Here is a 14469-nt window from a genome sequence, read left to right as displayed (position 1 = left end):
CGTAAGATAAGCCTAGGTACAGATCCAGAGAACTGAAACTCACGTTTCACCTAGGCTACCCTCCATTTAGGTCATTAGCTATGCACAGTTGCATTTCTGTCTTGTAAGCATTGTAAGACATCGTAAAAATTTAACTCACAAGCCTTTAATAAAACGAATAAGTGAAAAATTAAATCGGCAGATTCATTTACTAATTCTTCACGATCATTATTTACGGCGGCGATGACTGCTTCCACAGCTTCTTCACCTACTTTTTGGGCGCATTTGCTGCGTCCGGATTCTAATAATCTTGCTGTATAACTATTTTCATTTTGCGCATCAGCACGCTCATTGATGAGCTCAATGAGTTCATGTATAAAACCAAGACTTGTATTATTTGTAGGTTGAAAGCAACTCGCATATCCTAAATGGCAAGCAGGGCCTTTAGGTAAAACTTGAATCAATAAGCTGTCATTGTCGCAATCGACACTAATATGCTGAACCGACATGCTATTACCTGAAGTTTCTCCTTTACGCCATAATCGTTTACGACTTCGACTGTATAAATTAAGCTGGCCGGTAGTTAATGTTGCAATTAAAGCTTCTTGGTTCATGTAACCTAACATCAAAACATTACCATTTTCTGCATTTTGAATAATGGCAGGTAATAAGCCATTCATTTTTTTCCAATCCAAAGCGTTAATTTCCAGATGGTTCATAATCGTACCTCAATATTTTCTTTTTTTAATGCTAATTTAATGTCGTTAATTGTTAAAATTTTATTGTGAAATACACTGGCAGCCAAAGCTCCATCTACTTGGGTTTTAAGGAAGACTTGCGTAAAATCATTTAATGATCCTGCTCCTCCTGAGGCAATTAAGGGTATCTCACATAAAGACCGCATAAGGTGTAACTGAGGTAAGTCATACCCCATACGCACGCCATCTGCTTGCATGCAATTTAATACAATTTCTCCTGCGCCTCTATCTTGAACCTCTTTAATCCACTCACCTGTTTTACGTCTGGAATTAATTATTTTTTTCTCATCTCCCGTATATTGATAAACATAATAATCATCATTTATCCATTGACTATCAATTCCAATAACCACACATTGACTCCCATAATTACGACATAATTCGTTAATTAAGTGAGGGGCTTCCAACGCGGGGCTATTGATGGATATTTTATCGGCTCCGGCATTTAGTAGTGATTTTGCCTGATCAAGAGATCGAATTCCACCTGCTACCGTGAATGGGATGTTAATTAGTGCCGCAACTTGATGGATCCATTTAGGACAAACAGAACGTTGTTCAGAACTTGCAGTAATATCATAAAAGACCAGCTCGTCTGCTCCAGATGCAGAATATTCGGCTGCGAGCTCGAGAATATGACCCACAATTTGATGATTGCGAAATTGGACTCCTTTGACGACTTGATCCTCGCGTACATCAAGACATGGAATAATTCGTTTCGTTAACATAATTTGCACTCTTTATTAAAATGTAGTTTGAGTATTTCACTCCATTGATGTTACTGGGCTTGATAACAAGGATTTTAAGTTAAAAGCATCTTGGTACAGAGTCAGGCCTAAGATTGCTGCTTTAATACCTAATTTCTGAAGCTTGGTAATATCATCTTGATGGCGAATGCCTCCAGAGGCTTGCCAAGCAATATTAGGAAAACGTGCTACTGCTTCTTTATAAAGAGCAAAACTGGGTCCTTGCATCATACCGTCATAGGCGATATCGGTACATAATATTTGCGTGATGCCCAATTGTTGATAAAAGGAAGCAACCTCCCATAAATTCATAGTTGAAGTAGCTTGCCAACCATGAGTAACGGGTAGAGGAATGCTGTTTTCCATACGAATATCAAGAGCAAGAATAACCTTTTGGGGTGTAATTTCATTAATAATTTGTGTGGTTAATGGAGGGTTGGTAATCGCTATACTTCCTATGACCAAGAGCGATATTCCTGCAGAAAAACAAGCTCTTGCTTGTTCTAAAGAACGAATTCCACCACCTGCTTGTACAGTAATGCCTGTATTTTGCATGGCAGAAATTAACGGTAGTTGTTGCATAGTTCCGGTTTTAGCTCCATCTAAATCAACAATATGTAATCGTTTTGCTCCTAATTTGGCGAAATAAGATGCGCGATCTATAGGTGACATATCAAATTGAGTGACTTGATCAAACTGCCCTTGGCGTAATCGCACACAACGACCTGCTTGTAAGTCAATTGCTGGGATAAGAATCATACAACCTCCGATAATAATAAGATCTAACTTGCGTAGGAATAATTCACGTGCTTTAAGTACTGCAAAAATTTTTAAGCAATGTCATTCCGGTGTCTGCTGATTTTTCGGGATGAAATTGCATACCCCAAATGTTATTTTTTTGGATAATGGCTGTAAAAGATTCATTATACTCACAATAGGCCAAAGCATGTTCAGAGGCGTAAAGCGCATAACTATGCACAAAATAAACATAATTATTTTCATTTAACCCAAGTTGTAAGGACGTATTTTTACACCATTGCAATTGATTCCAACCCATGTGCGGCACTGGATAACCTTTTTTGCGGGGTAGGCGCTGTACTTTTCCAGGAATGAGGCCTAAGCATTGCACATCACCTTCCTCGCTGCTTTCAAATAATAATTGCATACCTAGACAGATGCCTAATAATGGCTGTTTTAATGAAGTAAGAACATCCACTAAACCATATTGACGTAGCGCATTCATACCATAAGATGCAGTACCTACACCTGGGAGAATCACATGGCTTGCGTTGTGTATTTCTTGAGCATCATGAGTGAGTTGATAGTTAAATCCCAATCTTTGTAATGCATTCGCTAAGGAAGTTAGATTGGTTCCACTTACATCAATAATTGCAATCATAGAACCCCCTTAGTCGATGGTAAAAAATTAGTTGTTTTGGTACACGCTTGCCCTAGTGCTCTACCCAGTGATTTAAAGCAGGCTTCGATCATATGGTGATGATTTTTACCGGTAACTTCGATGTGAATTGTCGCTCCTAAAGCATGGGCTAGCGAATTAAAAAAATGAGGTACCATCTCTGTAGCCATGCCTCCAACAAACTCACGCGTGAATTGTCCTTGGAACAGGCAAAAACCTCTGCCTCCTATATCTATTGCGATAGAAGCAATGGATTCATCCATAGGTAAAGTAAAACCATAGCGATTAATGCCCCATTTGTTCCCAAGAGCTGCTTTCAATGCTTCTCCTAAAGCAATTGCAGTATCCTCGATTAAATGATGGTCATCGACCTCTACATCCCCATTAGCGTATAAATCCAGACTAAATCCACCGTGTTTTGCTACTTGTTCGAGCATATGGTTAAAAAAGGGGATAGGGGTGTTGATAGAGCTGGCTTGGTCAGAGTCCAATAGCACTGATAATTCTATCGTTGTTTCTTGTGTTTTTCTTCGAATAAATCCACTACGTTTGTTATTCAGTATGGTGCTCGTAATTTGCTCCCATCCATGTTCTTTGTTGATGGGTAAAAACTTTATCCCTAAATTATCGGCTAATTGGCGATCAGTTTCTCTATCACCAATAACCCAAGAAGAGGTTTTGTCAATTATGGTTTCGTTCATAAATTGATCTAACAAACCCGTTTTAGGTTTGCGACACCAGCAATTATCTTCGGGCATATGTGGGCAAATAAAAATTTCATCAAAATAAATGCCTTGTGAGGAAAAAAGATCTAAAGTAAATTCATGACACATCAAAAAAGCATCTTCGGGAAAAGCGGATGTACCTATACCGTTTTGATTACTTACCATAATGAAACGAAATCCTTCTTTCTGCAGTTGCAGGAGAGCGGGGATTACACCAGAGGTAAGTTTGATTTTATCCAATGAATCAACTTGAAAATCATAGGGTTCTTCAATTAAAGTCCCGTCACGATCAATAAATAAAATTTTTTGCATTTTTAAATCCTAAAACATTATGGTTCATTTGTATCCCTCTAAGGACGAATTAGGTTGAAAAGAAGATAATGTATTCATAAAAAACATATTCTGTGCTTCATCGCCTACAGTGATACGTAAATGATCCTGTAAAGAGGAATGTGGTGGAAAATTTTTAACTGCGATACCGTGATGAAAAAGCCACGCGACGAGTTGTGACGCATACAAAGTTTTAATGAGAATAAAATTGGTTTGGCTGGGATAAACCTTCTCGATAAGGGGGCATAGTGTTAATGCTTGAATCAATTGAGTACGAGCCTTTATAATCTTGTTAATCGATTCGGAAAACCATTCTGGCTTTGCCAACGCTTTTAGCGCTATATTAATTACAACAGTGGAAAGCGGAAAAGGTGACATGATTTTATTTAATGCTTGGATGACATGAGCTTGAGCTAAAACGCTCCCTAAGCGAAGATTCGCAAGCCCATAGGCTTTGGATAACGTTCTCAGGACGATTAAATTATCGAATTGAGGAATGAGGCAAGCTGCACTTTGATGCTGAGTAAACTCTATATATGCTTCATCGACAACGATTATGGATCGGTCTTTATATTCTTCACATAGAGCTGCAATTCGAGCGATGTCGATTAAACTGGCGGTAGGATTATTAGGGTTACACAAAATAATCATTTTACAATTTTTTTGCCAATAATTACGAATCTCTTCTACTGAAATTTCAAAGCAATTCAAAGGTTTTAAAGGACAGTCAATCAATTGGGCCTGTTGTAAATGAACATAAAATGAATACATGGGAAAGGTAGGTGAAAATTGCATGCAAGCATCTTGACCTGCGCTTAAAAACAACCGTGTGATTAAATCAATTCCATCATCCGAGCCACGAGTCAAAACAAGTTGATCCACATCTATTTGATACAGCTTTGCTAATTGTTCCAATAGTGGTTGTTGTACCATTTTTTCAGGGTAAAAATTTAAATCAATTTCCATGTTTAATACAGACCAGGGAAGCTCATTAGCGTGTAGGCGATGGTTGATTTGGCCACTAATTGGGATGTAAGCTTGGTTGTTTAATAGCTCAGGGCGTATTAAGTTAAGTACGGACATTTAAACCTCCAGTGAGTTTAGTCTGATTGCTACTGCTTGTGCATGTGCATCCAATCCTTCAATGTGTGCTAGAGTGATTGCTGCGGGACCTATATTTTGGATTCCTTCCTGATTAATGGATTGCACATTAAAACAAGTGAGGAAATCTAGCGTGTTTAAACCATTATGATTGCGAGCAAAACCATTGGTTGGTAATACATGGTTTGAGCCTGTTACATAATCACCAAGAGTTTCTGCTGCCCAAGGGCCAAGAAATACGGTACCTACAGCATGGATTGAGTCGATCCACAATTCTGCATCGTCACGGTTTATAATTAAATGCTCTGGAGCATAAGTGTTAATTATATGCAATTGTTCTTCTTTTTCAGGGCAAACAAGGATGACGCTGTTTGCCAATGATTGTTTCATAATTTGTATTCTTGATAAGGGTTTTAATTGTTCTTTTAATTGTTGATTCACTTGTTCTGCCAGTTGCAGGTTCTCGCAAATTAAAATCACTTGTGAGTCAGTTCCATGTTCTGCTTGTGCCAATAAATCAGCGGCAATGAAGGTAGGGTTTGCTTTATTATCGGCGATGATCATTACTTCAGAAGGCCCTGCTGGCATATCAATAGCGGCACCATAAGGATCGGTGGAAACAAGAGTTTTGGCCTCGGTAACGTAACTGTTTCCTGGGCCAAAGATTTTATCCACTTTAATAATGGTTTCAGAGCCATAAGCCATAGCTGCAATTGCTTGAGCACCGCCTACAGTATAAATGGTTTCAATACCACATAATCGCGCAGCAACAAGTAGATGTTCATTAATAGAACCATCACGATTAGGTGGAGTGCATAATATTTTCAGAGGGCATCCCGCAACTTTTGCAGGGATTGCTTGCATTAGTAATGAGGAAATTAAAGGAGTTTTATGACCTCCAGGGACATATAATCCTACCCGTTGAATCGGCCTATAAGTACTATAAATATTCACTCCTTGAGTGGTATTTATCTTTTTATTTTCGGGTAAAAGGGCTTGGTGATAATTGGTAATATTTTTTATGGCCTCATTAATTGCATTTAAAGCTTGAGAACTAATGCGAGCATTTTTTATTTGTGATGGTGAAACTTGAATATTTTCTAAATGAACTCCGTCAAATTGTTTTGTAAGCGCAAATAATGCTTTATCTCCAAAGGATTGTACTTCTTTTATAATTTCTTGTACCTGGTTTCTTACCGAAGATATTTGCAAGGGCCGAGTAAGATATTGTTTTTTATCTGTTTGAGATAATGCTTGCCAGTTTTTAATTGTTAACATAAAGTTACTCCAACATTTTTTCTATGGGTAAAACCAATATAGAACTGGCTCCCAGTGTTTGAATGGTTTCCAATGTGTTCCAAAAAATTCGCTCACTAGAAACAACATGAACAGCGACTTTATTGATGTTTCCCGGTAAGGGCAAAATAGTGGGTGATTCAGCTCCAGGTAATTTTTCAGCTATTGCTTCAAGAGCTGATTTTGGGGCATGAAAAACAATATATTTTCGTTCTTGGGCTTGCTGTACTGCGAGTATTCTACGCGCAAGCATTGCAAATAAATCTTGAAATAGGGGAGAGCTTTTTCCCCCGCCTTGAATCAATACAGCTTGGCTTTGTAATAGGGTATCCACTTCATAAAGTTTATTATCTTCCAGGGTTTGACCGGTTGAAACTAAGTCACAAATTGCATCAGCCATCCCCATACGAGGAGCAACTTCAATAGAGCCAGATAAAACCAGGATTTCCGCACATATTTTTTGTTTGTTTAAGTAATGCTTCAGTAAGTTAGGGTAACTGGTCGCAATTCGTTTGCCATCGAGACTTCCTGGTCCTTGATAATCCATGGCTTCAGGGACAGCTATAGAGAGGCGACAGGTACAATTACCTAGTTGTGCTATGGTCTTATAAGATTTTTCTGGATTGGCAAGAGCACTCTCTAAAAGTACGTTTTCACCTACGATGCCTCCATCACAGAGTCCATCAAAAACTAGGGTAGGAATATCATCATCACGAACGAAAAGCAGGTCGATAGGGAAATTATCTACGTGAGTGAGTAAGCTATTAGGCTTAATGCGAAATTTTAAACCGCATTGCTGTAACAAGATTAACGATTCTTCAGATAACCGCCCCTTTTTTTGTAAGGCTAAACGTAAACGATTTTTCACGATACCTCCGATCTCTTTGCGATTAACTCATAACCGCCTGTACCAAAACTTAAACAACGTGCAACTCGGGTTATAGTGGTTACACTAACTCCAGTTTGCTCATGAATGGTTCTATAAGGAATACCTTGCCGCAATAATGGAACCACTTGCCAACGATCTGCCATTGCTTCCAATTCGGCTGGAGTACATAAATCGGTAAAAAATTGCAACGCTTCCTCTTTATTTTCCAGCAAGCTGATTGCATGCATTAAATTGGGAAGGGCTGAGTGTTTTATGGAAGTGTGTATTTTCATATTAATGTATTATCGTGATGTAACATTAATACAATATTAATATATTTATTTAAATATTGTCAATGGGAGTCAGTATTTTTATTGTGTCAAGGCTGCGAGACGGCGTTTACGCCTCCTCAGCTCGAACGGTTCGAAGTAATAACTCGATCGCTTCTCCATAACTGACGTTTAATTAAGGTGTTTTCTTGGAGTTCTTTTCGGGTTCCTTTATTTCTTTAGTAGTGGTTTGGGAGTTGGGAGTACCGAAAAAAACCATATCTGTTTTATTTTTTCTTAATGTATTCTCTGGGCTTAATGTGTCTTCCAATGCTGTTAGTATTTTGGGACTATTTTTCATTTCCGTAGGAATGTATTTAGAAATACGGGGGGTTATCTTGATGAGTTTGAGAATGAATGAGTCATTATTTCTTAGCTTTTCACTGGCAAATAAAATGGCTTTTGGATTACTTGTTATGGCAAGAGTTACTGCCTCTTCATCATTTTGAAATACTTTTCCTGCAAATCTCAAGGACAGTCCATTTTGTTTAAGCGCAGGAAAAACAATAGAAATGTCACGTAGTTTAGTAAATTTTAATGCTAGACCATTTTGCTGAACGGCAATTTTAACAATGTCAGGATCATTTTGGTACTTAGGCAAAAACTCTAAAACAAGACCATTTTGACGTACTGCTACATTGATAAATTCTTTATCAGAAAATAATTCGTAATTGCGAACATCAGGGCCTCCATATTGAATAATCATTGCATGAGTTAAGCCACCTCCTTTAGAGGTTCCCCACAACTTATACATTAAATCAGGATCATTTCTAAGTTCCGTGTCTACGTATTCAATGGCTTTTGCGTTTTGTTGAACAGCACAAATGACTAACTCTTTAAAGCGTTTATGATGATGAAGTTTTTCTCCGACATCTTTTAACACTAATCCATTTGCTTTTACGGCTTCCAGTATAAAATCAAAATCATTTTTCTGTTTCTCACTAAGATAGGTACTTGCATTAGGATTTATAATAGCTGCTTTTGCATATAAACGTGGATGTTTGGATATATCTTTTTCAATGAATTTAAATACCCAGCTATTTTCTTGAATTGTTTTGAAAAGAGACATCTCTTCGCTGCTTTCGAGTTTTGCGGTGTCAAATTCGAGGATGCATTTAAGAATTTGTTCTTCAATAATTTTCGAGAGATCGGGAATAGTTTCTGCTATGTTTTTTGCCGTTGTTTTTAATGTATCTTCAAACGAATAGGATTCTATTATACTTGGAGCAGTTTCATCAGATTTTGTGGTGATTGGGAGAGAAGGGCTATCCATTAAAGAGGATGATGGATTTTGAGCAACTAATTCACTTTCTGGGGATTTATCAAATGAATTCTTAATTGCTCTATATAGTTTCGCTATTAATAAATTATTTTCATTATCTTTCTTAGTACCTTTTATTTTATCAGTACCTGATTCGGGATGAGCCCAACTAACAATTGCATCTTCAAAGGGTGTAGCGTGTATGATAGCTCCTTCTACAAGACCTTTAAACATATGAATAAATGCACCTGCAAAATTTTGATTTGCATATTCGCCATGGTCTGGATCTTGGGCTGCTTTCATAAATGCTTTTGCATTTCCTAATTCATGAAAAAGTGAATATTTATTGGGTTGAAATGGTCTCAAAGATTTTTTGCTACTTTTAGCGACCTGTGATGAAATTGAAGCTAATGGTTCTGCATGTAATGGTGTTTTGGCTAAATCATGGCCCTTATTTACTGGGCCAATAGCTTCTTCAAAAGAAGGACCTGCTTTTTTTATAACCGAGTCTAATTGCGAGCGCTTGTCACAGTAAAATCTTTTTTCTTCGGTGAAATGAGGGTACTCTAATCCGGTTTCCGCTTCGAGAGATTGTATTTTAAATGCTAATTCAAAATTATTAATACAATGTTCGGCTACTTTAGCCCATTTAATAGCATCAGTTTCTTTATGGGCTTTTGGATATGAACACTCTGATTTATCAGGTAGTTTCGCTTTTTCCGAATCCTCTAAATAAGACGGTTCTGATAGCTTTTCTTGAAGACTCTTTTTTAGGGTAGGAGATATTTTATCGGATAAGTTTTTAGCTGTTTTTTGTATTTCTTCAGAGAGCTTTTTACCGTGGAGGCTTTTTAATATATCTAAAACTGAATCATATTTACTTTTCATAATGGGCTTCATAAACAACATACGTCTATTGTTAATTATATAATCAATTTGACTATTTGTTGTGTTTGAAGGTGCTTGTTTTTTATTTGATGTGATATGAAAACCAGAAGAAGGATTTCCACTGGTTTTTTAAAGGGGCACAGTTAAAGATGAATTAATATCTATATAGCCATACTAGCAACCATAAGTTGATTGATATTCTTCCAGTTTTTTTACTTGTTCGGATTGATTTGTGCTTTTTAAGTAATCAATTAAATCAAATAAAGTAATAATAGAGTAAACTTCAATACCTTGAGCTTTAATTTCAGAAAGTGTTGATTCGTTTGTTAATCCACGCTCGCAACGATCTAAAGCAATAATAACTCCAGTCAGCTGACCACCATGCTCCTTAATCAAAGCTTGAGATTCTCTAAAAGCAGTGCCTGCGGTTATAACATCATCAACAATCACTGTTTTACCCGTTAAAGGGGCTCCAATTAATTGACCTCCTTCGCCATGATCTTTTATTTCTTTACGATTAAAAGTAACCGTTACTTCTTTACCTAATTCAGAGAGGGCTATAGCGGTAGTGGTAGCAAGCGGTAATCCTTTATATGCTGGGCCAAATAAATGATCCAATCGAGCTTGATGTTCGATCAATGTTTTGGCATAAAATTGGCCTAATTGGCGTAAAGAGCTCCCTTGATAAAATAAACCTGCATTAAAAAAGTAAGGACTTTTTCGTCCCGATTTTAATATAAATTCGCCAAATTTTAATACCTGACAATCGAGTGCTAATTTTATAAAAGCTGATTTTGTATGATTCATTATGTGTTTCCATTATATAAAAAAAGATAAAGATAGCGATTTTTTCAAAAAATCCTTAACAATCAATAAAAAGCTGCTATGCTAATCTATATGTACGGACTTATTTCGTATATGTAGAAAATGTTTATTATAACGCAGCTTTGGAATAGTAAGTATTTTTATGCTGGAAATAAACATCTGTAATAGTTGGATTGTAAAGCTTAAGACAAAGGGGATCGCTAATGTCGCAAAGAGAAACGGGCCATGTAAAATGGTTCAATGAGAAAAAAGGATTTGGATTTATTATTAATGAGAATGGTGACGATATCTTCGTTCATTACAAAGATATTCAAGGTGTTGGATTTAAAACACTCCATGAGAATGATCCTGTATCCTTCGTGCTAGATAAAGGACCAAAAGGCTTAAAAGCACAAGACGTTACTATTATTACTGAATAAGTAAAAGAGTACACGTAAGTATTCTCAGCTCTCGCTGCTAGTTAAATGGACCTGGGCTAAGGCCAGCCGTAACCCGGGTATTTATTTTTCATGCAACGAAGAGAATGAAAGCTATTTTGAGAAGGAATATATTTATATTTCGTTAAACGCTCATGCTGTGTCTTAATTTAATAGCTGTCACAGGGATGTGTTCGTTATCGAAAAAGTATATGCCTGTGTCTTTTTCACGAGTTAAATCATTGAGCTCTTGAATTTTCTAGAAATGCCCCTCATATGTATTCTTCTTGTTATTTTTCCAATTTAGTTTAGAGAGATGCTATGAGAACTTTACCCATCTATCAAGTTGATGCTTTTGCCACCAATCTTTTCGAAGGAAATCCCGCTGCTGTTTGTCCATTAGACAATTGGCTTACGGACAAAGAATTGCAGAATATTGCTTTAGAAAATAATCTTTCAGAAACAGCTTTTTTTATTTCTGAAGAAAACGGATTTTATATTAGATGGTTTACCCCAAATGAAGAAGTAGCTTTGTGTGGTCATGCAACCCTTGCAAGTGCCTATGTTATTTTTGAAAAACTGGGATTTAAAGGAGAGGAGATAAAGTTTCGTTGCTTAAGTGGAGAGCTTAGGGTTCGAAAAAATGGCAATGGATTGATGATGGATTTTCCAGCATTACCTTATCATGTCATTGAATACTCTCAAGCACTATCTGAGTTAAATTTAAACAAACCGCTACATGTTTTGAAAAGTGAATTTGATTTAATGTTTGTTTATGAGCATGAACAAGAAGTAAAACAGGCTGCTCCTAATTTGAATGCCGTTGCTCAGCTGGATTATAGAGGTTTGATTTTAACTGCACCTGGAGTAAATTCAGATGTTTATTCACGATGTTTTTATCCCGGATGTAACGTTGCTGAAGATCCAGTAACAGGCTCAGCTCACTGCGTTATTGCACCTTACTGGAGTGAACAATTGCAGAAATGTGAAATTAATGCGATACAAGGTGGAATACGACAAGGAAAAGTGCGATGCGAGGTAAAAGGTGAACGAGTTTTTCTTTATGGAACGGCTCATCTTTATTTGCAAGGAACAATTTATTTGCCATAAAATCACTGAAGAAAAATAAATAAAAAGCATTCACAGGATGCAATGATGCCAATTCTGAGTTTTACTCAAATGAGAGTCTTTAGTTCCAGACTAAAAATGGTAAATTTAAAGAGTGCTGGTAGTTGGTATAAGCATTATAAAGATCTTTCGGTGGAGGATTTCTAAGCAATTCGGTGCGTGGATGTTTTATATCCGCTATTTGAGTGAGCCTGCTTGGGCCCAATGCCCATTGAATGGTTTGTTGAGCATTACGCCAAACGTATAACTCTTGGATAAGCCCAATTCGAGTGAAGGGATTGCTCATATCACTCACAAAATTACCCATAGAATAGGCGATTAATCCTTTATGTTCAGAAGATTGTACGAGTTCAAAAGGTTGTAGTACATGAGGATGGCTTCCTATGATTAGATCGGCACCATTTTGAATTAATTGGTAACCAATATCTTGAATTAAGGGATCGGGATAGAGTTCAAATTCAAATCCCCAATGTAAAAATAAGATCTTAAAGTCAACTTTGGCCTGCTTCATTTCATGAAGAGCATCTATTAATTGACTGAGCTCCACTTTATTTTTATCAAGGGGAGCAATTCCTCGTAAATACCAAATAGGGGTAGTATTTTGAGAAAATTGAGGATTAACGCCCCACGTAGCAGTGGTTACACCGAAGCGAATTCCTTTGATTGTGTAAGTGATAAATTTTTGCTGATCTGCCCCATGAGCTTGGATGTCTCTTGATTTTAGCTCTTCCATGGTTTCTTGTACTCCTAAATCACCGCGATCAAGAACATGGTTATTGGCCAAAGATAAAAAATCAAATACTGGTTTTCCATTCAAAGTTAGGGCATTGAGATAGTTATTAGGAACATTAAATTGAGACAATGCATTACGAAATTTTGAAAGAGCACTGGATGATGAAACAGGTGTTTCCAAATTACCTAAGACAAAATCCATTTGCGCTAAAAGATTTAAAATTTGGGGTGCGATAAATTGTTTATCATAATTGGGAACTGCCATTAAATCACCTACAAAACCAACACGAACAAATGTTTCTTCAGAAGAGGGTTGTGGTAACTTGGCTAATAATTTTTTTTGATGAGCAAAATATGCCGTTTGGCCAGGAAATGGATTTAAAACCATTAGGGTTGCTTTTTTTTGGTAATCAAAGAAATGTAGAAAATATTTTAAAACTCCTTTGCCTTCAGTACGCCATTGTGCCCAAGATGGTCGCTCAGTTAAAGCAAGCTCAGAAAAGCTTTTTTGGGTCGAAGGGATTGAATAGAGGCGATAATAAACGGCAATAAAAACAAGTAGAACAAATAAAATGATCACGCTTTTTTTCATATAGTTTCTTTAAATGAGCAAAATTCAATTAACGCATGATGCATAATTATAAACTTAATAATCAAATTTACTTAATGATATTTATTTAATGACAATATTAATAATTCTATTTTATCATGGCTTATATGTTTGGATTTATCGTTTGAAAAGGAGCATCAATGACCATTTACATGTTTCCAGGACAAGGTTCTCAAACAAAAGGTATGGGAATTGAATTATTTTCCTATTTTCCTGAACAAATAAAGCAAGCTGATGAAATTTTAGGGTATTCTGTCAAAGAGCTATGCTTGGATGATCCACAGCAGCAATTGAATAATACCGAATATACTCAACCTGCTTTATATATTGTTGAAGCCTTATCTTTTTTGGCACGAATATCTGAAGAGCCACCACCTAATTATTTAATAGGGCATAGTTTAGGTGAGTATGCTGCTTTGTTTGCTGCTGGTGTTTTTGATTTTGGAACTGGATTGAAGCTTGTGAAAAAACGTGGCGAATTGATGGCTAAAGCAAGTGGAGGCGGAATGCTCGCAGTGATTAATTTAGCTGAAGACCGAATTAAATCATTGTTGCAAGCCAATGGGCTAGATTCTATAGATTTTGCTAATTTTAACTCACCGAAACAAATCGTTCTTTCAGGGCCAGCAGCAGATATAGCCAGGGCAAATGAAATACTTGCTCAAGAAGCGTTGATGTGTGTGCCATTAAAAGTTAGTGGTGCATTTCATTCCCGATACATGCAATCTGCTGCCGATGAGTTTAAACAATTTATGGAATCTTTTCAGTTTTCGCCACTACAAATTGAAGTGATTGCAAATATAACTGCAGAACCTTATACCAATGAGAGAGCGAAAGAAAATCTGGTGAAACAAATAACATATCCAGTTCGTTGGACCGACACTATCCGCTATTTAAAAAATCAAGGCGAGCGTATTTTTATAGAGGTCGGACCAGGAAATGTACTTACTCGTTTGAACGCACAAATTTAATAAATCGATTAAAACTGTTGTGTAAAAAAGGTGGAATAAGATTTTTAGCTAAATTGACTGTTTTCCGCTTTTGAAGAACTAGGTCTATTTTT

General features: G+C 36.8%; 15 protein-coding genes. 3 read left to right on the top strand and 12 right to left on the bottom strand.

The window, feature by feature from the left end; genetic code table 11:
- Window positions 1–74: 74 nt before the first annotated feature.
- The 11 genes from hisIE to pyrE form a co-directional block, all read right to left on the bottom strand.
- A complete protein-coding gene (gene hisIE, locus DYH34_RS11155) occupies window positions 75–698 on the bottom strand; it encodes a bifunctional phosphoribosyl-AMP cyclohydrolase/phosphoribosyl-ATP diphosphatase HisIE (RefSeq protein WP_058465354.1) in 624 nt (207 codons plus the stop codon).
- On the bottom strand, window positions 695–1462 hold the full coding sequence (gene hisF, locus DYH34_RS11150) for an imidazole glycerol phosphate synthase subunit HisF (protein ID WP_058465353.1): 768 nt from the start codon (window positions 1460–1462) through the stop codon (window positions 695–697). Before hisF ends, hisIE begins: the two co-directional genes overlap by 4 nt.
- Window positions 1463–1498: 36 nt before the next feature.
- A complete protein-coding gene (locus DYH34_RS11145) occupies window positions 1499–2239 on the bottom strand; it encodes a 1-(5-phosphoribosyl)-5-[(5-phosphoribosylamino)methylideneamino] imidazole-4-carboxamide isomerase (RefSeq protein WP_058465352.1) in 741 nt (246 codons plus the stop codon).
- A 52-nt stretch (window positions 2240–2291) separates the two neighbouring features.
- Window positions 2292–2879, bottom strand: a complete 588-nt coding sequence (hisH, locus tag DYH34_RS11140; protein WP_058465351.1) for an imidazole glycerol phosphate synthase subunit HisH — start codon at window positions 2877–2879, stop codon at window positions 2292–2294.
- Entirely contained in the window at window positions 2876–3934 is a 1059-nt protein-coding gene (gene hisB / locus DYH34_RS11135; protein ID WP_058465350.1) for a bifunctional histidinol-phosphatase/imidazoleglycerol-phosphate dehydratase HisB, read from the bottom strand. Before hisB ends, hisH begins: the two co-directional genes overlap by 4 nt.
- Before the next feature lie 24 nt (window positions 3935–3958).
- Complete coding sequence (locus tag DYH34_RS11130) at window positions 3959–5035, bottom strand: pyridoxal phosphate-dependent aminotransferase (protein ID WP_058465349.1); 1077 nt, start codon at window positions 5033–5035, stop codon at window positions 3959–3961.
- Entirely contained in the window at window positions 5036–6331 is a 1296-nt protein-coding gene (gene hisD / locus DYH34_RS11125; protein ID WP_058465348.1) for a histidinol dehydrogenase, read from the bottom strand.
- Window positions 6332–6335: 4 nt separating this feature from the next.
- Window positions 6336–7217 (bottom strand): ATP phosphoribosyltransferase, encoded by an 882-nt coding sequence (gene hisG, locus DYH34_RS11120; protein WP_058465347.1) that lies wholly within the window; start codon window positions 7215–7217, stop codon window positions 6336–6338.
- Entirely contained in the window at window positions 7214–7510 is a 297-nt protein-coding gene (locus DYH34_RS11115; protein ID WP_058465346.1) for a YerC/YecD family TrpR-related protein, read from the bottom strand. Before DYH34_RS11115 ends, hisG begins: the two co-directional genes overlap by 4 nt.
- Before the next feature lie 172 nt (window positions 7511–7682).
- Window positions 7683–9695 carry a DUF4116 domain-containing protein gene (locus tag DYH34_RS11110; RefSeq protein WP_058465345.1) on the bottom strand — a complete coding sequence of 671 codons (2013 nt, stop codon included), beginning with the start codon at window positions 9693–9695 and terminating at the stop codon, window positions 7683–7685.
- Window positions 9696–9869: 174 nt separating this feature from the next.
- Window positions 9870–10502 (bottom strand): orotate phosphoribosyltransferase, encoded by a 633-nt coding sequence (pyrE, locus tag DYH34_RS11105; protein WP_058465344.1) that lies wholly within the window; start codon window positions 10500–10502, stop codon window positions 9870–9872.
- A gap of 221 nt (window positions 10503–10723) precedes the next feature.
- On the opposite strand from pyrE, the gene DYH34_RS11100 reads away from it, so the two are divergent.
- Together DYH34_RS11100 and DYH34_RS11095 are read left to right on the top strand one after the other, a co-directional pair.
- Window positions 10724–10939, top strand: coding sequence for a cold-shock protein (locus tag DYH34_RS11100; protein ID WP_003631957.1), 216 nt, complete (start codon window positions 10724–10726; stop codon window positions 10937–10939).
- Window positions 10940–11257: 318 nt separating this feature from the next.
- The gene (locus tag DYH34_RS11095) at window positions 11258–12046 is read left to right on the top strand and encodes a PhzF family phenazine biosynthesis protein (protein ID WP_058465343.1); all 789 of its coding nucleotides are present in this window, start codon (window positions 11258–11260) and stop codon (window positions 12044–12046) included.
- A gap of 79 nt (window positions 12047–12125) precedes the next feature.
- Here DYH34_RS11095 and DYH34_RS11090 read toward each other — a convergent pair whose 3' ends face one another.
- Window positions 12126–13388, bottom strand: a complete 1263-nt coding sequence (locus tag DYH34_RS11090) for a CapA family protein (RefSeq protein WP_058465342.1) — start codon at window positions 13386–13388, stop codon at window positions 12126–12128.
- 158 nt (window positions 13389–13546) lie between these two features.
- On the opposite strand from DYH34_RS11090, the gene fabD reads away from it, so the two are divergent.
- A complete protein-coding gene (gene fabD / locus DYH34_RS11085) occupies window positions 13547–14377 on the top strand; it encodes an ACP S-malonyltransferase (RefSeq protein ID WP_058465341.1) in 831 nt (276 codons plus the stop codon).
- Window positions 14378–14469: the final 92 nt, after the last annotated feature.

Source organism: Legionella cincinnatiensis, assembly GCF_900452415.1.
Taxonomy (GTDB): domain Bacteria; phylum Pseudomonadota; class Gammaproteobacteria; order Legionellales; family Legionellaceae; genus Legionella; species Legionella cincinnatiensis.
This window is presented reverse-complemented; position numbering and strand designations above follow the sequence as displayed.

What these genes read in the sequence shown, in the direction of transcription:
- DYH34_RS11110 (WP_058465345.1), bottom strand. Translation starts at nt 9,695, where the DNA reads ATGAAAAGTAAATATGATTCAGTTTTAGATATATTAAAAAGCCTCCAC.
- hisIE (WP_058465354.1), bottom strand. Translation starts at nt 698, where the DNA reads ATGAACCATCTGGAAATTAACGCTTTGGATTGGAAAAAAATGAATGGC.
- hisH (WP_058465351.1), bottom strand. Translation starts at nt 2,879, where the DNA reads ATGATTGCAATTATTGATGTAAGTGGAACCAATCTAACTTCCTTAGCG.
- DYH34_RS11130 (WP_058465349.1), bottom strand. Translation starts at nt 5,035, where the DNA reads ATGTCCGTACTTAACTTAATACGCCCTGAGCTATTAAACAACCAAGCT.
- hisB (WP_058465350.1), bottom strand. Translation starts at nt 3,934, where the DNA reads ATGCAAAAAATTTTATTTATTGATCGTGACGGGACTTTAATTGAAGAA.
- DYH34_RS11095 (WP_058465343.1), top strand. Translation starts at nt 11,258, where the DNA reads ATGAGAACTTTACCCATCTATCAAGTTGATGCTTTTGCCACCAATCTT.
- fabD (WP_058465341.1), top strand. Translation starts at nt 13,547, where the DNA reads ATGACCATTTACATGTTTCCAGGACAAGGTTCTCAAACAAAAGGTATG.
- hisD (WP_058465348.1), bottom strand. Translation starts at nt 6,331, where the DNA reads ATGTTAACAATTAAAAACTGGCAAGCATTATCTCAAACAGATAAAAAA.
- hisF (WP_058465353.1), bottom strand. Translation starts at nt 1,462, where the DNA reads ATGTTAACGAAACGAATTATTCCATGTCTTGATGTACGCGAGGATCAA.
- DYH34_RS11090 (WP_058465342.1), bottom strand. Translation starts at nt 13,388, where the DNA reads ATGAAAAAAAGCGTGATCATTTTATTTGTTCTACTTGTTTTTATTGCC.
- DYH34_RS11100 (WP_003631957.1), top strand. Translation starts at nt 10,724, where the DNA reads ATGTCGCAAAGAGAAACGGGCCATGTAAAATGGTTCAATGAGAAAAAA.
- DYH34_RS11115 (WP_058465346.1), bottom strand. Translation starts at nt 7,510, where the DNA reads ATGAAAATACACACTTCCATAAAACACTCAGCCCTTCCCAATTTAATG.
- pyrE (WP_058465344.1), bottom strand. Translation starts at nt 10,502, where the DNA reads ATGAATCATACAAAATCAGCTTTTATAAAATTAGCACTCGATTGTCAG.
- DYH34_RS11145 (WP_058465352.1), bottom strand. Translation starts at nt 2,239, where the DNA reads ATGATTCTTATCCCAGCAATTGACTTACAAGCAGGTCGTTGTGTGCGA.